We start from the raw sequence: 23,302 nt of genomic DNA, 5'->3' as shown, positions 1-23,302 counted from the left end.
ATATATAAATGCCACTATGCACTCTACCTGTTTCCCGACTTCCTGTTATCGCATTTCCGACTTCTTTTTGAACAAAAAAGACCGAACCCGAGAAGGGAACGATCTCATGTTTAAGGAACCTTATGTCTGGTAAGTTTCATACAATTTGCGGTAATCCTGCGGATTAATGGCCGTCGCTTTCTTGAACATTTTTGAGAAATGGGAAAAATTATTATAGCCCACCGAGGCAGCGATGTTTCCAATCGGAAGATCCGTCTTCACCAGCATCTCTTTGGCCAATTCTACCCGTTCCTGAAGAACATAATCAGAAATCGTTAAGCCGGTTTCTTTCTTAAAGATTCTTGTCAGGTAGTCTGGATTCATATTCACATGGCTGGCGATATCCTCCCGCGAAACATCTTCGTTGACGCGCTGAGCGATATATTGTTTCGCTTTTTCAATAACGGTTTGGCTTTCAGCCACAGAATGAATGCGACCCGCAGCTTCTTCAATCATCGTGTTTATCCATTGTCTAAGATCAGCTATGGAACGGGAAACGGACGATGCTTGCATTGACAGGAGCTCTTCCGAAAAAACCTGATGCGCCCTCAAGCCTTTATAATGCAATACGTGATGAATCATTTGGAGAAAGTCCTCATAAAATCCGCGCAGCAATTTGGCATCGAGTCTTTCCATCTGCTTCATTGCGTCCAAACTTTGATCGATTTCTTTCAGCAGTTTCCCTTTGCATCCACATTTGAGCAATTCCGCCCATCCGTTCATTTTAGGGACTTGATATGTATCGTAGCAGCTGCATCGTTGTTCACCCAAGAAGAAAATTTTATTCGTTTGTGTGACATTGTTGGACTCCAACGTGACTAAGGATTCGAACATCTCCAGCATTCCCTCCGTATATACGGGAGTACCGATATAACAACAAAGATCACAGAAAAAGTAATGGTTACAAGCATCGATATAACCCTGTAATTCGCTCCTTAGCTTCTCTTTATCGATCTTGCTGCCCGGGCCGACCGAGAGGATGGCCAGTAACCCTCCGCTTTTGACCTGAACGATTTGGCCGTTTGACTCTTTCCGTACAGCCAATTCTTCCAACGAGTTGCGCAAGGCGTATTCCATTATTTTTTCTTCACGAAGAGTCAGTTTTTTATGCCAACGCTGTACACTGACCCATATCGGCACAAATAAGGCTGTATCACTATAAGGTATATTTTGCTTCGCCATAATCTCTTTGATTTGAACCTTATTCGAAGGGATTGACCTATGGATTAAATCCTGCCAGAAGCGCTCAACAACCATCGGTTGGTACGATTCCCATAACTGATAGTATTGCTTATAGGTTTCATTAAATTGAATCAATCCTCTTTTCTTTTCCAATTGTTCGATCGCTTTTCGAACGGCTTTTTCCAATTCCGGAAAGCGAACAGGCTTGAGCATATAATCCAGACTTCCCAATTGAATCGCTTTTTGCGCGAATTCGAAATCAGCATGACAGGTTAAGAAGAGGGACTCGGTATCCGGAGAATGTTCTTTGACCCAAGATAACAGTTGAAATCCATCACCTTCCGGCATTTCAATGTCGCAAAGCAGAATATCAATTTTTTGGGTTAAAAAGATTTCCTTCGCCTGCCGTATGTTAAAAGCTTCATGAACCCTTGAAAATCCAAGTTGGTCCCACTCTACCCCCGCTTTTATCCCTCGTACGGCATGAATTTCATCGTCCACGACCAGCAATTGAAGCATAGACTTCTCCTCTTTCCTTCTCATGAAATGGGATGAGAATTTCAATTACTGCGCCATGACCAGCACCATTTGAAAACGTGATCTGGGCTTGATCCTGATACAGCAGGCGCAATCGGCGCTGCACATTCCATATCCCGATATGATGACCTTCTCCGTTACCGATATCCATTTCCATCTGCAGCCGAGCCAAAACATCTTCAGGAAATCCTTTTCCAGTATCCTGCACCCGTATACGAATTCTATTAACCTCTATGGCTTCGATGATTATACCAATATGAACCTGTTTATCCATGCTAACTGCGTGTTTGATTGTATTTTCCACAAAGGTCTGAATAACAAGCGGAGGAACCACTACGTCCATCAGGCTGTCCGGTACAGAAAGATCATAAGTCAAATTTTTGGGAAACCGCATCTCCTGGATACGAAAGTAATTAAGAGTATGCTGGACTTCATCCCTTAAAGCGACGAATGCCATGTTGCTCCGAAACATAAAGCGGAAATATTCTACGAGACATAGAACCATTTCCTGAATCAGTGCAAAGTCTTTCACCTGCGCCAAATTATAAATAATGTTTAACGAATTCAAAAAAAAGTGCGGATTAATTTGAAGCTGCAAATGTTTGAGTTCGGCCTTCTGATGATTTAATTGTTCTTCCAAAACGTTGATTTTCAATTCCTGTATTTGCGATATCATGCGATTGAAGGATTGGTTCATCTTGTCGAATTCAATGACAGAAGGGCTGTAGGTTATACGGACGTCCAAATTCCCGTCTTCGATTCTCCTCATAGCCATCATGATACGGTTTATCGGAACTAAGATAATTTTCCTTAAAAGAAATAAAATGAAAGGGAACAGAATAAGCGATCCCAACAAAATGAACGATACTATTCGGCGAAGAAAAGGAAGATTCTCCAGAATGATGCTGTCTGGTATGGCAGCGATTAATCTAAAACGGCCTTTCGCGGATTTTTCGCCAACGACTAGGAATTTTTCATTTTTTCCAGTGAGTTTATAATCCGTTCCAACATCGTTCAAATTAATTTGATTTTCTTGTACAAAAGTTTGGTTAGACATGGTCTCGAACTGGTCCGTAACCAGCAGCGCCCTGCCGTTGTTGCCCAAATCAACCAGGTTCAGCGGCACCATTAATTTACTCGCATCCGTCCATGCCCCGATATAGACATTCCCATATTTGATCACACGGGTCAAAAAGTATTGATCTCCGAGCTTTAGCATGAACCATTCTCTCAGACTTGTCTGATTTGAACCATCGCGTTGGTCTTGAAAAATGGTCTTAATGCTATTTTCAACGGCTTCCTGTCTGGTGTAAGTGACTTGATCACTCATAACTGTCAATAAATCTTGATTCGGCTCCGAGTAAACAAAGAACATATCCATTGCTTTATAACTAGGGAGGTCTTTTAATAACTTATTATTTATTTGAATTTTCGTAAAAGAGTACCGATCCGCATTTTGATCTCGCTGCACATCAAGTACCAGCAGTCCCGTGTCTTGCGCAGCGAAGTTGAATAAATACTTATCTACCTCATCCAAATTACGGTCGATCTGTCCCATATATAAGCTGATTAAATTTTTGTTCGATTGGGCCACTTGATTCCGAACAACTTTGATTGCGTACAAGTTGTTATAGATCATGAAAGCCACGATGGGGATGACAATAATAAGCAAACCAAATATCAGCTTAAAACGCAGTGACTTGAACAGAGGCAACGTACGAAATTGCACGACTAATAGCCCCCCCCTCTCATGAATGCTTACTTGATCAGATTGAAGTCGCTTCGGGTTTCAGATAGGCCATGATCATGTCAATTAACTGCCGCATCATCTCGCCTGGATCGATCTCTTGTTCTTCACGAAGGATATTCCCCCTTGATGCCATTCGCTGCGTCATGCTCATCATCGTGTTTGCAATCATAGCTGAAGATTTGGCTGGATCCAGATCAGGACGGATCGAACCATCTTGAATGCCTTCCTGAATAAGCTGAACAGGCGATGGAAAGACATTTTTGATGAATATTCTGTACTTCTCTTCTAATTCGCGGGTTGGATACTTTTCCCGGTAATAGTGATCAAACAGTCCAATAAAACGCAAATAACTAGGTCTAGTCTGGGTAAAATCCTGCCAAGCTAATAACAAATTCCGCATTTTCTCTTCGGCTCGTTCACCGATTTTGTGAGAATCAACATATCTAAATAATTCGTCTAAAACCTTCATCTGAACCTCAAACGCCAGCTCATCCATCGAGTTATAATATTTGTAAAGTGTCACACGGCTGATCCCCAATTGATGCCCGATGTCTTTCATCGTTACACCTGACAAATCTTTTTCCAAAAAAAGCTCCTGAGCAGCTAAAATAATTTCCTGCCGCCGTTTATTTCTTTGTTCCTCTAATTCCTGTTCCCATCTGCTTTTCATACAAACACTCCTCGATGCAGAAGCTATCCGTAAAAACAACCTATTTACACAGTGTAAACACCTTTCTTGTACGCCAATTATATCCAATAGCCAAATTCATTGCAAACGTTTTCATTTATTTCTAAGCACCCTTTTAACCAATTTCTCCAGAGGTCTAAAAAGGCTCGCCCAATTTCCATTCATAACAATGGGGGTCTAGTCACTACCCTTTCCAACTCTTATAATAGGGAGACTAAGCTGCCTATGATGGTTAATGGAAGGATGTACACCTCAATGCTGTCTCAATTGAATCGTCAATTAGAAAAAATCTTGCCGCTGATCACACCTGTCAGCGTTCTTATCGGTGTTTTACTAGGCAGTCATTTATCCGGATTCACCTATTTATCTCCTTGGTTGTTTGCCTTTATGACCTTTGCAGGCAGCATAAGCTCCAGCTTCAAAGAATTCGTCAAAGTGGTCGTTCAGCCTCTTCCACTCCTAACTACATTGTTGATTCTACATGTCGCGATGCCGCTGATTGCGATGGGTCTCGGGCATGTCGTATATAGCCATGAGCCCATGACCATAACTGGCCTCATCTTAGCAGCAGCCATACCTACCGGCATTTCAAGCTTCGTTTGGGTAGCCATTTATCGCGGAAATATCGTGCTCACGTTATCGATTATACTCATGGACACCATTCTTTCACCCTTTGTCGTTCCCTACACTTTATCTGCGTTAATTGGCACCAAAATACATTTGGATACCCTCGGTATGATGAAAGGTCTATTCCTGATGATCGTTCTACCTTCTATCCTTGGCATGCTGTTGAATCAATGGACACGCGGCAAAATTAAAGAACAATGGAGTGGGCGTCTCGGTCCTTTTTCGAAAATAACCATGGGCATCGTTGTCGCTATCAACAGCTCCGTAATCGCCCCTTATTTGCGTGATTTTAATGCTAAATTACTAGGTTTAGCCGGATTTGTTCTATTCATAGCCTCACTTGGTTACATTCTAGGGTGGCTGGCCGCCAAGCTCATGCGATGGGAACAAGACGTCGTCGTAGCACTTACGTTTAACAGCGGGATGCGTAATATTAGTGCTGGCGCGGTAATCGCAGTTGCCTACTTCCCGCCTCCTGTGGCTGTCCCCGTTGTACTAGGAATGCTGTTCCAGCAATCTCTGGCCTCCCTTTTCGGCTATCTGCTGAACAGGCGGTACGCTTTGAAGAGTGATATTCCCAACTTAACCATCAAAAGTGTGAAACAAGTTTAGTTGAGGAGCTGCCTGAGCAGCTTCTTTTTTTTCTACGACTGACCGACCAACATTCAGCTGTTGAGTAAGGAAATGGGTGTGAAATCAACTTCAGATTCATCTTTCCAGGCTAAAGGACTGGAGCGACGTTAATCCCCGAAAAAGATTGAATTTGAAAATTTTATGGACTCGACAGCCCTTAATCTACTTCAAATTATGAAAATAAGAGAGATTGAAACCGAATAACGGCGCTGAAGTCCGTAAGCATGGAATCATCGCTCCAAATAGGCAGTTAACGGCATCCTGGTCCGTTAAACGTCTATTTCCGGTTGGTTTCATTAGCAGTGTGCGTTAATTGGCCCGTCGTAGCTTTTTTGTTCTGCTAGCTGTTGATTTCGCTCTCTCCATCAAAACATTCGAAACATATTAACGTGTTATCGTCTAACAATACGCCGTCAATAAATCCATCCTTGCAGAAAATTGGCTGTTTACATGCCTTGCACTCCCCAACAAGCTCCTGCATAAATAACCTCCCCATAACTACATATTTCCTTTATTATAAAAAGACTATTGCTAGAGCAGGCACTAACTTTCTCTTTCACCTAAGCACATTTTAAGCTAACTTTTATGTATTATTCAGCTTCTCTTCTCAGATTTTTCATAATTGTCGTGTACGATTGTGAAGAAGATGATTGATAGGAGTGATACATAGCATGATGAAAATGAAGAAAATAGCGGGCTTATGCATTCTTATGCCCGTATTACTTAGCGGTTGTGGGAACCCATCATCCTCACAACCTGCTGCTGCAAGCTCTGCTCAACCACAGCAACAGCAACAAAACGAACAATCACAGGCAGACGGGAAGCAAAAAGCTCAAGACCGACCCGTCATGAATGCAGCGCAAAGACAAATGTTCAGTACATTCCAGACCCTGCTCATGTTAGACAAAGCTGATGGACTTACCATTACGAAAGAACAAGCTCAAGCCATGCTGCCCGTTGCTCAAGACATCGTCACAAAAGCTGAACTTAGTGATGAAAACAAGACCAAGCTGTTTGAAAAGCTAACAGATGCCCAGAAGAAATTTATAGAAGATGCAGCTGCGCGTATGGGTAATCGAGGAAACGGCGGTGCCAATGGTCCTGGGAATAACGGAAACGCCGGTGATGGCAAGGGCAAACGAAATGGTGGATCTGGAAATACAGAAAATAAACCAGAGGCTTCTGCACAACCAAACGCTAACGCACCCGATCAAACCGGCGGTAAGAATGCCAATGGAAATCGTCCTGCTGGCGGCCAAATGAGAGATCCGGGTAAGCAGCTTATTGAACTGCTGCAAAACAAGGTGAAATAAGTCGAATATTTCCGAGGAAATGATAATCCGAGAAAGACCTCCAACCACAATGTGAAGTGACTCCAAATGTTAGATTGTGTCTAACTTTTTAGGGTCGCTTCAAATGTGGGTTTGGAGGTCTTTCTGGTTCATTCTTATGATCTTAAGGACTGAATGACCTGCTCTGCTTTTGCTTCACCGCTGGCAACTTGCTCGATGTGCTCTCCGAACATGTCACACATATACACGAATAGGGTAAGGATTTCTAACACTTCATCATTCTCGAACGTACGCGAAGCCGATAGGCTATATACATAGCGATAATGGATCTCGCCCTCCTCATTCACACCAAAGTGACCTATTGGTAAGCGAGTATTTACTTCCAGTAAAAGCGCAGCTACCTCTTCGCGAGCACCCGCTTGAAGATGAAACGGCAGCGTACTGTAGATTTGCAGCAGTTGAATAGCGACTATATCATCATCATTCAACGGTAAAAAACTAAAATGAAGGAATCGATCTCGTCCCTTACTATCCTCTTGAAACCCTGCCATTAGCACATGCAGCGGAATAGCTTCGGATTTCTCCAATAAATTCGTGGCAAGCTCTGCTTCATCCAAAATCTCTTTCAGTTGTCCTAATTGCGCCAAATGACGCGCATGTGCAAGCTCTGTCAACATATCTCTTCAATCTCCTATTCTCTCTTACCCATCGCTTCAATAATGGCTTTTTTCAGATTCTTTCCATCGCCATCGAACTTATACAAGGCTTGAAGACTTACACCAGCTGCTTCTACGAAGCTCTCAACTTGTTTGTAGCGTGCGACGCACGCTGCATCCTGTTCATCGTAAAGCGGGAGCTTCTCGAACATATCAAAAATAAGTTCTGTGTCATGGGCTCGTTTTTCTTTCTTTTTCTCTGTTGATTTATCAGCGTTAAATATCGCTTTAGTAATACCCCAAGCACCAGCTTTCGATGCGCGGTCACGTCCAGCTTGCTTCAAGGATCTGGCAATAGGCATCGCTGCGCCAATACCTGTGGCAACGATTTTTAGCGGCGTTCCTACCTGAGCTCCTACCCCTGTAAGCGTAGCAATGTCGGCAGCAATCTTCGTGAGCTCAAGTCCGATTTGAATAGCTCCACGGTCTGTTCGCTTCACGTTAATTTTTTTCATTTCTTTCGCTAATTCATATTTGGCGATTTCGTCCAGTTGTTCAGCTGCTGATGCATCTCCACTCGCTTTAAGCACTTCGAGATCCTGCTTTTTCTTTGCTAGCTTCGCTTTGTCGACACCAGCATTTCGCGTGTACCAGCGCTTTTCTTTGAGAACGTCAGCATTCCCTGCTTTGCCTTTAAAATCACGTTTCAATGTTGTCATGGAGCTACGATTTAAGCCGGCTTTGATAACATCTACGGTTTTGATCGCAATTTTCACACCACTAACAGCAATACTTACGCCCGGGATAACGGCCGTCAAGCTAGCTGTACTTGACTCCATGATATCCATGATGCCTTTGGCTACTTTGATGCCAGATTGCGCAGCCTGAATCGCATTGCTAATGATCTCGATAACGCCTCTTGCTTTTTCTGCATTATTCAGACCGCCATTGTCCGAATGCTTTTTATACATATCGTAAATCGATTTAACGGCCATAATTGTATTCTTAACTGCGGAGATCGCTTCCGCTACCGTCCCTGTGTAGTCACTGACGGATGAGGAACCTCCGACACCATCCTTATGGCCAGTTGATTTAGCTGCCTTATCAACAAGACCAGCTGAGCCGCTGACCATTTTACCGCTTGCCTCGATCATAGTCGAACCTGTACCTGCATACTGAAAACGTTTATCATGTCCCTCGCGCTCGCGAGAAGCAGTAATCGTTTCTCTAATCGCACTCATGATTTGGAACGGCCCGCCCACGAGATCTGCTGTGGAAGCGACTGCCCCCATAGTAGCTGACTGCTGCGCTGTACCAGCATCCTTTGTTTCATCGTAGGACTGTTTCAAATCATCCGAACGTTTGCCGTAGCTATCACTGAAAGCAGAGGTGACACCTGATGTCATATCCGCATTGTCTTTGGTATCATCACCAGTAGGATGCAATGTAGAGGCAGAAGGCACCACTGGTGTTACCACAGTGGGCGCTGGCGTTTGTACTGTACCAGGTTGTGGCGTTGTCACAACTGTTGGCGCCGGCGTTTGTGCCGTAGTCGTTGACTGTGATGTTGTTGCTGTAGTCGGCACTGGGGTCTGTGCCACGGTGGACGTCTGGGTTGGCGCTACGGTAGATGCCATCGGCTGTGGCGGTGCTGCTGTCCCTGACCTGCGGCGGTGGAAAGCCACCGTCGGCGCCACGGTAGGAGCTGGCGCTGACGTCTGCGTAGGCGCTGGCACAGTCAGCACAGGCTGCGTTCCCGGGACTGTACGCTGGATGAGCTGATTCGCGTAAGCTTGCGTAGCACGATTACCCACCGTACGCTGCATCTGCATGAAGATATTGGTCCCAGATGACATTTGTGAAGCAGAAGTACTTGGCTGTGACATTGGCGACTGCTGTGCATGCTGATGCGAAGTACTCGGCTTTTGGGTAAGGGACTGTCTTCCTTGTGGCATCCGTACATATCTCCTTTATGGGATAAAATTTCGCTTGTATAGTATAGCTACTCTACTTGCCGCCTCGTTGTTGAACAACATGCGTTAATTCGTGACCAAGCAGTTCTTGTCCCTCGCGTGTATCCGGGTTGTATCGGCCTTCGCGGAAAAACACATCATTCCCTGTTGCGAATGCTTCCGCTCCTAAGGACGCGTTAAGCTTGGAAGACTCTGCATTATTATGTATATTTACGTTGCTAAAATCAGTTTTGAACGCCGATTCCATCTTCGCTTGAATGCTGGCATCCATTCTGCTCCCGCTTCCTTGCTTCGCTTTAATCTGCGACTCAATCCCTGCACCTGCTTCAAAACCACCTTCCGACGATGGTTTCATCTGCAGTTCTTCTTCCTCAGATTCTCCGCCTTCCGAGCGCTGAATCGACTCTGATGACGGCTTCATCTGCAGCTCTTCTTCCTCAGATTCTCCGCCTTCTGAGCGCTGAATCGACTCTGATGATGGCTTCATCTGCAGCTCTTCTTCCTCAGATTCTCCGCCTTCTGAGCGCTGAATCGACTCTGATGATGGTTTCATCTGCAGCTCTTCTTCCTCAGATTCTCCGCCTTCCGAGCGCTGAATCGACTCTGATGATGGTTTCATCTGCAGCTCTTCTTCCTCAGACTCTCCGCCTTCTGAGCGCTGAACATCTGGCTTAGATGCTCCACTACTTTCAGATGCAGCAATATGCTCAGCCGCTTGTTTACCCATTTGATCGGCTTCTTGCTCATAAGCATCACCAACTGGTCCAACGGTCATTTTCGTCTGGATGGTCAACATATTGCCCACGGCGCGATTGCCAATTGCCCGTTGAATATTCATCAAATCGGATGTAACAGAAGAATTCGGTTTATTGATTTTATTCGTATGCAAAGAAGAATCTGGTTGCCGGTTAATATGGGATTTTTGCATGGCATAACCCTCCTAGCGAGCTTTTGATGGTAGCATTCATTGAATCATGGTTGCACTTCAACAATTCTGTCCTTGAGTGCAAGAAGTCTGTCTACTTACTATATCACAACGCTATACAGCGGAGTTTACAATTTGATAGAACTGCGGTCCACAACGAGCACGGCAATATCATCGGATTGCACAGCACCATCTGCGAATAGATCCACATCCATCACCATCTGACCAAGCAATTGCTCAGGCGCACTCGATTGTTCCTTCACTAATACATCCTTGAGGCGGGAAAAGCCATATTGTTCTTGAAGTCGGTCCTCAGCCTCTGTAATACCATCCGTATACACGATTATGCGATCTCCTAGACCTAGCACGACCTCATTATTCATATACACCATGTCGTCCATGACGCCAAGTGGAAGGCCTTTTTCCCCTTTCAATAACTCAACCTCACCGCCATCTCTTACGATGTAAGGGGGACAATGACCACCATCGCTATAAATTAACTGTCCTGTTCGTACATCTAGTAAACCACAGAAAATCGTCGCAAACATCGTCGAGTCATCCTTATAAAGCTCTTGATTGACTGCCGTCAACAGCTCTCCGGGTGTCATCTCTGAGGTCATCTTCCCTTTCAACAGCGTCATGGTTACCGCCATGAATAATGCCGCAGGTATTCCCTTGTCAGATACATCGCCAAGCACGAAGAACAAGCGATCTGCTCCGATACAGAAGTAGTCGTAGAAGTCCCCGCCCACTTCACGAGCAGGACGAATAATGGCCTGTGTCTCCACAGCGACTACAGCATCACTTTCACGACCGCCCGCTTCACCAGAGCTGCTCGTATCACCTTCAGCGCCGCCACTCCTTAAACACAGACTCCCGCGAGGCAGGAATCCCATCTGGATGTCGGTGGCAATGCGCAGCTCGCTCTCCATCCGCTCCTTTGCGGCCGTTGTCGTTTTCAATGCATGGATAGACTTCTCAAGCGCTTCATACAGCATGGCATTCTCCAGTGAGACCGCTGTTGGAGAAGCGATGGACTCGAGAAGCTGCAAATCGCGGTCAGAGAAATGAGCGCCATCCCGCTTGTTCAACACCTGCAGCACACCGATGATTTTCCCCTTGCTGACCAGCGGTACGCAGAGAAGACTGCGCGTCGGATAATCGACTCGTTTCGCTACCTTCGACGACCAGCGTTCGTCCTGCGCAGCATCGTCGATTTTGACCGATTTGCCGGTTTGGGCGACCCAGCCTGCGATGCCTTCACCTATTTTGAGGCGAATTTCACGAACCTCATCGCCTTTTTCACCGAGCGCGAGGTCAAAGAACAGCTCCCCTTTTTCCTCATCGACCAAAATAACCGACGAAGCCTCCGCATTCATAATGAGGGAAGAGGTTTCCATGATTTTCAGAAGCAAATCCTGCTTGCGGATCGTCGAATTCACTTCGAGGCTCACATCGAATAGCTGCATTGTCCGCTGAAGCTCCAACTCTGCAGCTCTACGCTTTCGTTCGCTGAATAGCCAAGCAATAACGACCACGAGACAAACAATGAGGAGATCACCTACAACTATATTCATCTAGCGTGCCCCCTATTATTTGCCTTGCATTGATTCCTGACCATCGTACTAAGAAATCGCATGGACAGCATCCGCTTCCGTCTCATAAATTGAGAAAATCCGGCTAAATCCCGACATGTCGAAAACATCCTTCACATGCTCATTCATTCGTGCCAGCGCCAGCTTGCCTTGAATGACTTTAATCATTTTGGCTGCAGCAAGTAAGCTTCTGAGCCCTGCGCTGCTGACATAGTCAAGTCCTTGAAGATCAAACACGAACTTGCCCTTCCCCTGCTCAACTAGTTTTGCAAAAGCCGATTCCAAGCTCGCGGATGTATTCGCATCCAGTCGGCCGTTTAAGCTCAGCAGCACGATATCGCCTTGCATGTGCTCGGTTATCATCATGATATTCCCTCCTCCTTGATACGCCATTTTTTCATCATTAGAACATTTTCCTCATTCAAGCGTTCATATACAATGTCATCCATTACCTGCTTCACAAAGTAGATGCCGAGACCGCCAATCCCTCGATCTTCCAAGCTCTGATCCAAAGTCGGACTAGACTTCAACAGAGGATTAAAAGGCACTCCGCGATCTGTCATTCGAAGCTCCCAACCATCAGGAACAAGCCCCAAATCAATGCGGATCGTATGCTTACGGGTTTCACCAGGCGGATATCCATAGAGAATGATGTTCGTCACAAGCTCGTCGCAGACTAAATTCACTTGGTTCAACGTATGGTCATCCATGCCCATCGTCCCCGACAAGCCTCGCAAGAATACACCTAGCCGTTCCAGTTCCTTCAGATCATTGCTCAAAACGATGGACTCTGCTGACACGACATTCACCCTCCCAGACGCTGATTACTGAAGCCACTAGCCGAATAACCGAATAACCTATTTAAGCCATTTTCAAAAGCATATTTTCGAGCAACCGCACTCTGGCACTAGAAGCATGAAGCAGCCCAATCCCGATCTCTGGGTATAATCTCACTAACCGAGACAAGCTTTCCCCTTGCAAAGTGAGCACACGCACCTCATCGAAAATCACTTGTGCTGTAATCGAGGAAGGCGATCCGTCTAATGCCGTTGTTTCGCCGAACGCTTGCTTCGGTCCTAGTACACCAATCGTTACCGTCTCCCCAATACCTGTCTCATTGCTCAGTTCAACATTGCCTTCAATGATGAGATACATGGCTGCATTCCTCTCACCACGGCGCAATAAATAAGTTAGATCCTCATGTACTTCTTCCGTTGCAATCCCTGCAATTAAACCTAGTTCGTCCACGGACAGGTCCGCGAATAGGGAAACCTGCTTCAAGAAAATAACTTTATCCAGCATCGTTAAAAACTTGCGATCTTCCTTCATATCGGCACGCTCCAGTGAACTTAGTGCATAAATAGCAATATCTCGAAGCCAATCATCTGACCAATTCTTAGCTTCTTGTAAAATGAGAAGCGGCTCCGTCATTGCTCCACTGCTTCTCACAGCCTCTTTCTTTAATAATTCCAACAGAGCCAAGGCTAATCTGCGATCGCCAAGCCCCTCAGCAAGTACTTCCAAGGCATTATCACGAACCTCGTCACTCTCGTCCTGAGTCGCTTCGCGGAGTGTCGTAACCACACGCTCATCTACGAACTTGGCCATTACCGCCCACGCGCCGCCAACCAGCGCATTATGCAGCTCTTCACAGCGCTGGTTGGCAAGCTCTGCAAGCCCCTGCATCCCCAGCTCTTGCAGAGCAGCCGGCAGAGCGCGTTCCTGCGTGGAAGCAAGCATGCGACTAACGCAGCGATCAACTAACTCTGAACGTAATTTACTTTCATCCAGCAGCTCAGCAAGCGCTGTAACCGCCGAATTCCATATAAATGGATTCACATGATTTACACCGTTCAGCAAGGCTGGCAAGGCCTTTGCCCCCATATCTACGAAAGCCTCGAGAATGGCCTTGCGCAGCTCTTGATCTGCTAGCGGCACCATTGACAAGAGGTGGGGAATTGCATCCTCCTGCTGAAGCTTGCCAATACAGTGTGCAGCGGCAACTTTGACAGCAGGACGATGATCATCGAGCAGCGATAACACCCATGCTGAATAGGAATCCAGCTTCAAATCAGCGACAGTATGACAGCCATAAACCGCCCATTCACCACCGTTATCGAGCATTTTAATAATCGCCTCGTCACAGGCTTGATAGCTTTCTTCACTTTCCAGCGCATAAAGCGCCTTTACGCCCTCGTGCACAACCTTCGGATGGTTGTCTAGCAGCTTAACACGAATGAAGAAATGCGATTGGCTTTTGAGATGTGTTGCCTTTGAAATCAACTTCACACTCTCCGCACGCACCTCAGGGTCCTCATCTTCCAGGAACGAGGCGACCTGCACGAGATCCTGAATCGTTGCCCCTTGCAAATTCATCGCCCGCAGCACAGCAATGCGGATTCTTGAGCTTTCCTCACCGATCATTCCGATCAACTGCGGCAGGAACGCGGAATCTTTCGCTTTACCAATCACTTCGAGAGCCAGCTCTCGCACATAATCATTCGGATGCTTCAGATAGCCGAGCATGGAGGATAAAGCTTTGGAGCTGCGAATGCCCCCAATAAAGGAGTCCGCAATATCTGAAAGATCCGCATGCAAAGATTGCACACTTTTGACCAGTTCACGAATGTACAGATTCCTTCCGAACCAAGCCACCACGACGAGAATAGCCGCTACAACTACACCTACCCAGGCAAGAGGGGACAGCCGAATAAGGCCAAACGAATGCAGCAAGGATAGCAGCGAACCGATTAAGATCCCGCCCGAAGCAGCCACACCCTGAGCAAAATAACGATAGCCGTCGCGCTTTCCGATAGGCATCATTTTGAAAAAGAGCTGATAGCATGGCTCCGCAATGTAATACAGCAGAATATAAAAAACGGCATAAGAGCCGGATACCATCACGAGCCCCAGCGATTGATTCAGAAATAAAGCGGTAAGCCCAAAGCCGCCAAGGAAGATAACCGTAATCGCCAGCAGCATATTGCTCGCGCCCAGCCAGTTCATTAAGCGGGTAGACACCGTTTGTAGAAGCAAGCAGATCGTGAATTGAATAGCGGTAATTAATCCATAAAATGAGGTTAAATCGCCTTCCTTGGGGAACTTGCTCTCAGCAACCGTGAAGTACTGATACTCGATCATAAAATAAACCGCAGGCATAAGCGTCATCAAAGCAATGGCGCAAAGCAGGAACGGGCTGCGCAGCATCTGTTTCGCATAATAGCCAGCAGGCTGCTGTTTCTCTTCGCTTGGACTTAATTCGCCCTGTGCCTTCAGCCGTTTGTCCTCTTTCAGAGTCAAAGGCACCAAATACCGCGCCAACGCTTTGCGGAAAAAGATGAAGCCGAACACCATCAATACTGGAGCAAGCGCATATACCGCTTCGGTACCAAGCAGTTTACCAATTTGGTGGGCGATCAAGCCTGCCGTAATACCGCCGGTCGTCGTCGAAGCGATGAACACCGGCATTAACCTTTTGGCCTGCTGGGTGGGACACAGATCAAAGGCTGTACTCCAAAGCAGCAGCGTCAGCTGTCTCACGACAAAGTTGGAAGACAAGAATAGAATCGGGTAGTAATACCGGAAATCAATACCGCCAAGCTTAAATCCAAGCAGCACCGCACCATTGAGGAGCAGCAATCCTATCATGATGAGGTAGAGCGTAGTCATCATTTTAGCCTTAGGCAGCCGATTCGCCAGCTTGGCTAAGAGCCAACCCTCTAGGGGCATGATTGCCGCTTCTACGATATAGATATAAGGTAAATACTGCACACCGAATCGTTGGTTAAAAAGCGCCATGAACGCGGTATAGTTCAAGGATTCAGCAATCCCGCTAAAATAAAAGATCGGCAGCATCATCCATAGCTTCCGAATATCTTCTGTGCGCAGTCCCATCCATCTGATTAAGCTTCCTTGCATATCATCAGGTCCAATCTATTATTTCATTTGTTGTTTAACAGTGGTTTGTAAAAAGCCAACCTGGCTTCACCTTCATAATAGTAATTCGGATAAGTGCCGATTAATTCAAACCCATTCGCTCTAAACATTTTTTGAATGGGCTGGTACTCTGGCAAATCACAGGTGTATGTAAGAATATATCGTCCTTCCGCTAACCTGGCGAACGTCTCCAACGCTTGAAATAATACCTTCGCAAAGCCGTGCCTGCGGTACTCGCGGTGTACAGCTAAGTAATCCCACAGAAATCCTCCGGATTGATGCTCATTTTCTTTGCAGCTGGTAACCGCAATAATCTCGCCTGATTCGTTCTCAATAAACCAATGACGATGAATGCGCTGCGTTAAGCTTAGGAGGGGAGCATTGCGGAAATGATCAAGCTCTCCCGGAGTATGCCGCTGGTCATCAAAAGATTCCGAAGACAAATAGAACTCTGTAATTCGAAATGCATCCTTTTCCGTTGCTAATTCGTGTACATGCATGCTAAGATCGCCTCTTTCACATTAAGAAACAGATAATGTCCCATTCCACTCTGCTGTTGTACCGTTCTGGAAGTATTCATCACAAATATAGAAATACAGCTGTGCTGCTTTATCTTGACGATTTTGCTTAATGACCATTAAGAATGCTTCCCGCGCATCATAGAAACGCCCTACTTGGTAGTAGGTTACAGCTTGCTCGAACAAAGCTTTGGTTTTATCCTTCAGAGTTCGGATCGTATCCGGATCACCCTGGTACACATCGAACAGATGAAGCGGCTCTTTGACCCCTTCTACCTGAATTAATCCCAAATTGCGATAGTGGAAGCTGTCTGGCTGCTCTAACGATTGAACCACATAATCGGTAATGAGAATCGAAGCCCCTAGCGGTTCCGTCATTTTCTCCAGCATCGTTGCCAAATTAACACCATCGGAAATCACATTGCCTTCCAGACGCTGTTCTTCACCAATGATCCCTAGTCGGAGCGGTCCTTTATGCAAACCAATGCCGAAATCAACTGGCTTATAACCCACTTTAGCTCGATGAGAATTATAGATGTCCAGCTCCCTACGCATCTCAATACAAGCTCGCAGCGCTTCATCAGCTTGATTCGGGAATAACGCCATGAAGCCCGCGCCCAGGTACTTATTCATGAGACCTTGATGATTGCGCACATAAGGTCCGAATCTTTTCAGAAATGAATTGACGAAGTTGAAGTTCTCTTCCGGCGAAAGCCTTTTGGACAGCTGGTAAAAGCCTCGGATATTGAAAATTAAGATGGACATATTTTGCTCCACCTGATCGCCAAGCTCGACATCCAGAATGCTTTCTTTATTCAGAAAACGCAGAAATTGCTGCGGCACGAAGCGATAGTAGGATTGGCTAAAATTTTCTACCTTGGTGATATAATCTCGAATGCGAGCAGCCATCGTATTGACACTGTCACCTAGGTCAGACACTTCATCCCTTGTGTTGATCGTAACAACCGCATCCCAGTTCCCCTTGGCAATCTCGCCAACGCTATTGCGGAGCTTACGAATCGAAGAAAGCAGCACATAGGTCATCAGAAAGAGAACGAGCAGTAAGCCTATCGAAATAAAAGCAATGTTGCGAATGATCGACTGGAGTACCAATTGGCGATGCTTGAGGATGCCGTCCAAGTTTTTACTTGTTTCGAAAACACCGACAATTTTACCCGCTGAATTAAAAATAGGAGCAATCGCATATCTCCACTCCCCGGAGAAATCCTGCCATTGGCCTGTCGCCGGCTTGCCTTGCAGCACGACCTGCTGATTCTCGGGTGTTTGTAGAAATGGATTGAACATATGCATCCCGTCATCATCTTCCAAAATCCGATAAATGACGCCATTTTCGTATTTATAAACCGCTTTGTAAAAGCCTTGATTATCATCTTGTTCATTATTATCGAAGACAGATTGAATCTTTTTACGGAACGATTGATAAATTGACCCATTGTAATCCAGAGGTGAAGTAAGACTCTCCAGCTTATCGCCGTCAATCAAGTTTTGACCGTTTTTGGCCAGTAAGAGAAGCTCACTGAACGTTTCTTCTTCCATTTTCGTCGAGAAGCTAGAGTAAATGACGGTAGATAGAAGAATCATCGAAACCGCAATGACCGGCACTAAAATGAAAATTTGCTTCATCATAAGTGGCAGACGCCGCTGCAGTAAGTTGAAGAAAACTAATTTGATTGCATACAATACAAGCAAAATCCCTGCAATAGCTATAGACCAAAGCAGAATGGCCTTTGTCTTCACAGCTTCGCTATACTGTGCCTCTACCATGGAAGGAGTAATCGTTCCATCCGGAAGAAGGCGATTAATTTGAGCTGTTTCTACAATAATGAGGCTGCCATCTTGGCCGATACTGCTAGTCGTTGCATCAAAGGCAAGCTCCACGCCGTTAGCTTTGGCTTTAGTCTCATTCACAAGACCTTCGATGATGTAGGGCTGCTTGGGATCAAGCCTAGAGATCGATTTGCTGTTGAAATCGATGAAAATAAGCCGTCCCTGATTATCCACATGCAAGCTCTCCGGAAAATTACGTCTTGTACGGTCAAGACCCGGAAGCGGATAAACTAGCTCCGAGCGTCCATCGCTAAAAGCGCGATAAATTTCCCCGCTGCGTGTTGAATAATAAATCTCACCTGGCTTATATCCGTCTGCCTCGGAAACATATTTATTCTCCGGAAGCTTAATCGTGTAAACGGACTTCGGCTCAGAGGAAGAAATTTCTCCAACTGGGGCCTGATATAGGGTTAATTGATTTACCTCATCGTTGAAAAAGTACACCATACCTTCACGAACCTGAACATTTCGCAAGGAACCCAGTCTGTATCGTTTTGTTTGTGAATCATATTCTTCTGTAAACAAACTCCGATCAAACTGCCCATCAGGCTTATAACGAACAATTTGCTCGGATTTGACTGCAATGCCGTACGGATCTAGCAGTGTACGGATGGTATAGAGGTAGCCTTGGTCATCGACAGCCATATCATTAAAGCGATACACTTCCCCGTTCTTCCCGATCTCACTTGTGATGGAGAATTGTAGAACACCCTGACTGTTCAGCTTGTGAATGGTTTTTTTGGCATTATCGATAACGAACAAATTGTTTTGATGATCAGAGACAGCCTTCGACAAACCATCGAATGGCATGCTTTGGTTAAAGGGCCATAGCGTAAAGCTATCCCGGTTTAGACTAAGATAAGTACCGGCAGCACCCAGAAGCAGCAGTACTAGCAGCAATGCCGCAATCGATTTCTTCATCGCTCTTTAATCTCCTCTTAATTAGAAATCTGAATGATTTGAGTAGGTGCATGCCAGTCGACCTGAAGTCCTAAGGACTCGGATATGAACCTTAGCGGCACATAGGTCTTTCCTGCGAGCAGCAAAGAGGGTCCATCGATCTGGGTGGGCTCGCCGTCAATATATGCCGTAGTATTATTAATACGGCTAGTGATGGTCGCATATTCCGTACTTACCGTAACGGTAAGGCTTTCTTGATCCCAATCAACGGCCGCACCGAACGATTCGGACACGGATCTTATAGGTAAATAGGCCTGCCCGTTTATTATAACAGGCGGAACGTCGAATTTGATGAAAATATTGGGAGAAAGTACGTTTTCTGCCGAAATGGGTTGAATCGTGACGGGAACAAGGCTGGATTCTGGGTCAGAACCAGACGAAGAGCTTGTGTCTACCGTTGTGATGTTAGCCAAAGTGGTTGAGATTTCTGCCAGAGCTTGCAGCTCCTCTGGCGTGTATTTGGCCTTCTCTTGCTGCTGTAGCTGCTCCAGCAGCTTGGTTATTAGCTGTTCCAGCTGCTGCTGCACGGCTGAAGCTGGCGGCAGCGCAGCCGCCAGCTCCTGCACAGCGTCAAGCTGCGCAAACAGCGCATCCTTCTGCAGCGTCTGCATCGCTTCGTCGACGGCTTGCAGCGAGCGGGTCAGCGTTGCGACCCGCTCAGGATCCTGCTGCGCTGCGCTAAGCGCAGCTTGGAGCTTCTGCTTCGCCTCTTTGAGCGAAGCTAAGCCAACGGAAGCGCCAGTCTGCGCATCCGCGAGCTGCGCCTGCGCCGCCAGAAGCGGCTGCAGCTGAGCTGCTGCCGCTTCTGGCTCGCCGGCGGCGATGGCTTGCTCCAGCTTCTGCTGCTTGAGCTCGGCCTGTTCGGCCAGCTGATCCTCGCTGGCCTCGCTATTCCCAGGCGCGGTGCTGCCTGGGGTTTCTTCACCGCCCGGTTCGACCGGCGGTGCGGCCTCCTCGGACAGCGCTGCAATCAGCGCGTCCGGGTTGTTCACCAGCTCCATCTGCTTGAGAGCCGACCCACTGTCGCCTTTGAGCAGCGCCTCCAGCATCCCGTGCTGAGCCTGCGCATCCTTCAGCTGCACCGCTAGATCAGCGATCTCGTTCAGCTTCAAATCCGCTACGGCCGCTTCTTTAGCCGCTTCCAGCTTCACGATATCTTTCTTCAGCGTATCGATCTGCTGCTGCAGCTGTGCGGGTGTTTCCAAAGAAGCAATAGCTCCCGGCTTCGTGATCTCGACGGTAACCTTCAAAGCAGCTGCTGCTTCCTTCGTCAGGGCAGCTGAACTGCTTGGATCGGTTAGCGCGCTAGGGTCTACGGCATTATCCATGCCGATCCAAACCGCCCCAGGCTTATCCGATTTATAAAAAATCCCTTGCCCCGTCTTCGTCATCGTGGCCGCTGCAGCGTTATAGGCCGCTGGGGTCAGTGCGTCCAGCTGCACCTTGTAGGAACCGATGATGACGGTTCCTAGCCCCTTCTCTTCTTCGGCCGAACCTGAGCCGTTTTCGCCTGTGCCGCTGCTTCCGTCCCCTTTGTCACCGCCTGAATTGCTGCCTGAATTTCCGCCAGTCGCTCCATCTTCGGCAGTTACAGCTACTAATTGCCCTGAATTGCCTTTTCCCTCCAGAGGCAGTTCGTCGATCTTTTTCCCTTTTTTGTACAACACAACCTTGAGCTGATCGATTGAACTAAACTTGAGCGATAAATTACGCACAGGCTTGTTGATTTTCGTCCGCTTCCCAATCGCACGGCCTTCTTTCGTAAAAACCGCGTACTCCGTAGCGCCCAGCTTTTTATTTACTTTTACACTGAAATCACTAAGCAGCGTGCCCACCGAAGGCTTTAGTTTCCAAGTACCTAAAGGCGCTTTCGGCTTTTGCGGCTTTACAGCTGCAAGCCCATCATCGAGGTCACGATAAGGTAAAATACCTTTCTTTATCGTTCTTTCAACCGCACCGCCGGTATCCAGGTCCAGCTTGCCGAGCGCCATTTTATAACCCATTTGGGCAGATAGGATTTGTTGATCAGCTTGAATGACAGCGTCCTTATAAGCCTGCAGCTCATCTGTTTTCATAAGACTTAGCTTCAGCTTCTGGTTCGCTTTATCCAGATTGACTACCGCATTGTCTTTATCACGCAAGGCCTGCGCATAGCCTTCTTCGGCCCCTTTTGCTTCCAAAAATGACTGCCGCACCGCAGCAATGACCGCATTCCGGCTTTCCTTCTCCTGAAGCAGCGCTTTATTCTGCTCCATGGTCGCGATCGGAAGCGCATCCCTGAGATCGTCCAAATAACGTAGCCCGTCAAACTCCCCTTGAAGCAGCGATTTGGGAATAGGAATGAATCCAAGCAGCATGAAAAAGCCTTCCCAATCCTTCTTCACTTGTGAAAGCGTCGTTTCATAACTAGCTAGGAACAGCTCCATATCCACATCTTTAGCCTTATACATGCCGTCCATGACCTTCATTCGCGCCGATCCAAACTTAGAGCTGAACAAATCACGCGTCGTATTCAGCTTCTCATCCGCTAATCGCCGGTCCTCCGTGTCCTTCAGCAAACTAAGCGTCGACTTTTGAGCCGTTGCGATGTAGGCAGGCAGCTGCTTCTGATTCAAATCCGCGTAATCCGGCTCAAACGAGAGCTGGACTTTATTTTCCATGTCCAAATTCAGCAGCTTGCCCAGCGCTAAACGACTAGATTTGGCCGTTAGCTGGGCTTGTTTATATTCAGATAACGCCTTCTCCAGCGCCTTATCTGCCTTCTCTTGTTCAGTACTATCTGCAAGACCGAATTTCCGCTTCTTTTTCACCGTTTCCAATGCAGATTTAGCTTCTTCCATTTTCTTCCTAGTATTTTCTTCTGCCACTGCATCTTGATAAGCTGCTAAATAAGTTTTTTGCACATCAAATCGGGCCGTATTCATCGATTGCCGTAGCGTTTCCTGCGCGATATAAAGCTGCTTGCGTGCTTCAGGCACCTTCAAACGAGTCGATAATTCCTGACCTAAATTACGAGGTTTGGCAAATAGTCCGGAAGCCTTAGCTTCCTCATTTTTAACCGCATGCTGCGCTTGCTCCAGCTCTATCTTTTTCTTCAAAATATCGGTCTTAGCATCCCGCAATTGGGGACTTATTTTCAAACCCTGATCGATGGCTTCCCTCATGGTTAAAGACTTCACCGTTGCTGCTTCGACTCCCGAACCTGCTGCCACAATCGACGACACGCCTAGCAGCAGCACAAGCCCCAACTTCACAAATTTTACCCCTATCATTATGAATCCCTCCGCTCAACCATCTCCTCTTATAGTACAATATCTCCCCCACTCCCGCACCCATCTTTTGGAGAAAAATAGTGAAAACTATCGAATATAGTAATAGACTGCTCATATACTTATCTAGTAGTATAAAAGTAATGGAAACAGCGAATTTTTGACGGGTACACGCTATCCTAACTGGGAACAGTTTATTTGCTCTCATTTCCAGATACTTTAAAGATGAAAAACATTCTTAACACCTATTAGATCTACAACCAATCACCCATTTAACAACTTAACGATATAAAACAACCTTAAACGCGGCACGATTGTTAATTATGCTACTTTAACACTGAAAAACATGCTTAACATCTGCCAGATCTGCAACCAATCACCCATACGGCTACTTTAACGATATAAAACAACCTTAAATGCTGGGCGATTGCTTATTCGGCTGCTTTAACACTGAAAAACATGCTTAACATCTGCCCGATCTGCAACCAATCACCCATACAGCTACTTTAACGATATAAAACAACCTTAAATGCTGGGCGATTGCTTATTCGGCTGCTTTAACGCTGAAAAACATGCTTAATACCTACCAGACCTGCAACTACCCACCCATACAGCAACTTTAACGATATAAAACAACCTTAAACGCGGGACGATTTCTATTTCGACTACTTTAACGATGAAAAACATGCTTAACATCTGCCAGATCTGCAACCAATCACCCATACAGCTACTTTAACGATATAAAACAATCTACATGCTTAACATCTGCCAGATCTGCAACCAATCACCCATACAGCTACTTTAACGATATAAAACAATCTTAAACGCTGCACGATTGCTAATTAAGCTACTTTAACGCTAAAAATCATGCTTA

The 23,302-nt window shown here is 46.3% G+C and carries 15 protein-coding genes; 2 read left to right on the top strand and 13 right to left on the bottom strand.

Going from position 1 to position 23,302, the window contains the following annotated elements; genetic code table 11:
• Positions 1-120 precede the first annotated feature (120 nt).
• Genes ASD40_RS15690 through ASD40_RS15680 form a run of 3 tightly spaced genes read right to left on the bottom strand, consistent with a single transcriptional unit; the run spans position 121 to position 4,178 of the window.
• Positions 121-1,740, bottom strand: a complete 1,620-nt coding sequence (locus ASD40_RS15690) for a response regulator transcription factor (protein WP_057304173.1) — start codon at positions 1,738-1,740, stop codon at positions 121-123.
• The gene (locus tag ASD40_RS15685) at positions 1,712-3,487 is read right to left on the bottom strand and encodes a sensor histidine kinase (protein WP_057304172.1); all 1,776 of its coding nucleotides are present in this window, start codon (positions 3,485-3,487) and stop codon (positions 1,712-1,714) included. The genes ASD40_RS15690 and ASD40_RS15685 overlap by 29 nt, the downstream gene beginning before the upstream one ends.
• Positions 3,488-3,524: 37 nt before the next feature.
• Positions 3,525-4,178 (bottom strand): TetR/AcrR family transcriptional regulator, encoded by a 654-nt coding sequence (locus ASD40_RS15680; RefSeq protein ID WP_057304171.1) that lies wholly within the window; start codon positions 4,176-4,178, stop codon positions 3,525-3,527.
• Positions 4,179-4,451: 273 nt separating this feature from the next.
• Here ASD40_RS15680 and ASD40_RS15675 point away from each other — a divergent pair, with 273 nt between their 5' ends.
• Together ASD40_RS15675 and ASD40_RS15670 are read left to right on the top strand one after the other, a co-directional pair.
• Positions 4,452-5,435 (top strand): bile acid:sodium symporter family protein, encoded by a 984-nt coding sequence (locus ASD40_RS15675; protein ID WP_057304170.1) that lies wholly within the window; start codon positions 4,452-4,454, stop codon positions 5,433-5,435.
• Between the two features lie 692 nt (positions 5,436-6,127).
• The gene (locus ASD40_RS15670; protein WP_057304169.1) at positions 6,128-6,769 is read left to right on the top strand and encodes a hypothetical protein; all 642 of its coding nucleotides are present in this window, start codon (positions 6,128-6,130) and stop codon (positions 6,767-6,769) included.
• Positions 6,770-6,903: 134 nt separating this feature from the next.
• On the opposite strand, the gene ASD40_RS15665 is transcribed toward ASD40_RS15670, so the two are convergent.
• The 10 genes from ASD40_RS15665 to ASD40_RS15620 form a co-directional block, all read right to left on the bottom strand.
• Positions 6,904-7,425 carry a YbjN domain-containing protein gene (locus ASD40_RS15665; protein ID WP_057304168.1) on the bottom strand — a complete coding sequence of 174 codons (522 nt, stop codon included), beginning with the start codon at positions 7,423-7,425 and terminating at the stop codon, positions 6,904-6,906.
• Positions 7,426-7,439: 14 nt separating this feature from the next.
• Positions 7,440-9,359: a hypothetical protein gene (locus ASD40_RS15660; RefSeq protein ID WP_057304167.1), complete on the bottom strand. Its 1,920-nt coding sequence runs from the start codon at positions 9,357-9,359 to the stop codon at positions 7,440-7,442.
• 52 nt (positions 9,360-9,411) lie between these two features.
• On the bottom strand, positions 9,412-10,305 hold the full coding sequence (locus tag ASD40_RS38620; protein ID WP_057304166.1) for an eCIS core domain-containing protein: 894 nt from the start codon (positions 10,303-10,305) through the stop codon (positions 9,412-9,414).
• 125 nt (positions 10,306-10,430) lie between these two features.
• Complete coding sequence (locus ASD40_RS15650) at positions 10,431-11,879, bottom strand: PP2C family protein-serine/threonine phosphatase (RefSeq protein WP_057304165.1); 1,449 nt, start codon at positions 11,877-11,879, stop codon at positions 10,431-10,433.
• A 48-nt stretch (positions 11,880-11,927) separates the two neighbouring features.
• Complete coding sequence (locus tag ASD40_RS15645) at positions 11,928-12,263, bottom strand: STAS domain-containing protein (protein ID WP_057304164.1); 336 nt, start codon at positions 12,261-12,263, stop codon at positions 11,928-11,930.
• Positions 12,260-12,697 (bottom strand): ATP-binding protein, encoded by a 438-nt coding sequence (locus tag ASD40_RS15640; RefSeq protein ID WP_057304163.1) that lies wholly within the window; start codon positions 12,695-12,697, stop codon positions 12,260-12,262. Before ASD40_RS15640 ends, ASD40_RS15645 begins: the two co-directional genes overlap by 4 nt.
• A gap of 61 nt (positions 12,698-12,758) precedes the next feature.
• Complete coding sequence (locus ASD40_RS15635; RefSeq protein ID WP_057304162.1) at positions 12,759-15,791, bottom strand: cyclic nucleotide-binding domain-containing protein; 3,033 nt, start codon at positions 15,789-15,791, stop codon at positions 12,759-12,761.
• 47 nt (positions 15,792-15,838) lie between these two features.
• Complete coding sequence (locus ASD40_RS15630; RefSeq protein ID WP_057304161.1) at positions 15,839-16,333, bottom strand: GNAT family N-acetyltransferase; 495 nt, start codon at positions 16,331-16,333, stop codon at positions 15,839-15,841.
• Positions 16,334-16,354: 21 nt separating this feature from the next.
• Complete coding sequence (locus tag ASD40_RS15625) at positions 16,355-19,120, bottom strand: adenylate/guanylate cyclase domain-containing protein (RefSeq protein ID WP_057304160.1); 2,766 nt, start codon at positions 19,118-19,120, stop codon at positions 16,355-16,357.
• Between the two features lie 17 nt (positions 19,121-19,137).
• Positions 19,138-22,431: a stalk domain-containing protein gene (locus tag ASD40_RS15620; protein ID WP_057304159.1), complete on the bottom strand. Its 3,294-nt coding sequence runs from the start codon at positions 22,429-22,431 to the stop codon at positions 19,138-19,140.
• Between the last annotated feature and the right edge of the window lie 871 nt (positions 22,432-23,302).

The sequence above is a fragment of the Paenibacillus sp. Root444D2 genome (assembly GCF_001426375.1).
GTDB lineage: Bacteria > Bacillota > Bacilli > Paenibacillales > NBRC-103111 > Paenibacillus_E.
Note: the sequence above shows the minus strand (reverse complement) of the source record. Positions and strands in the feature narration are given on the sequence as shown.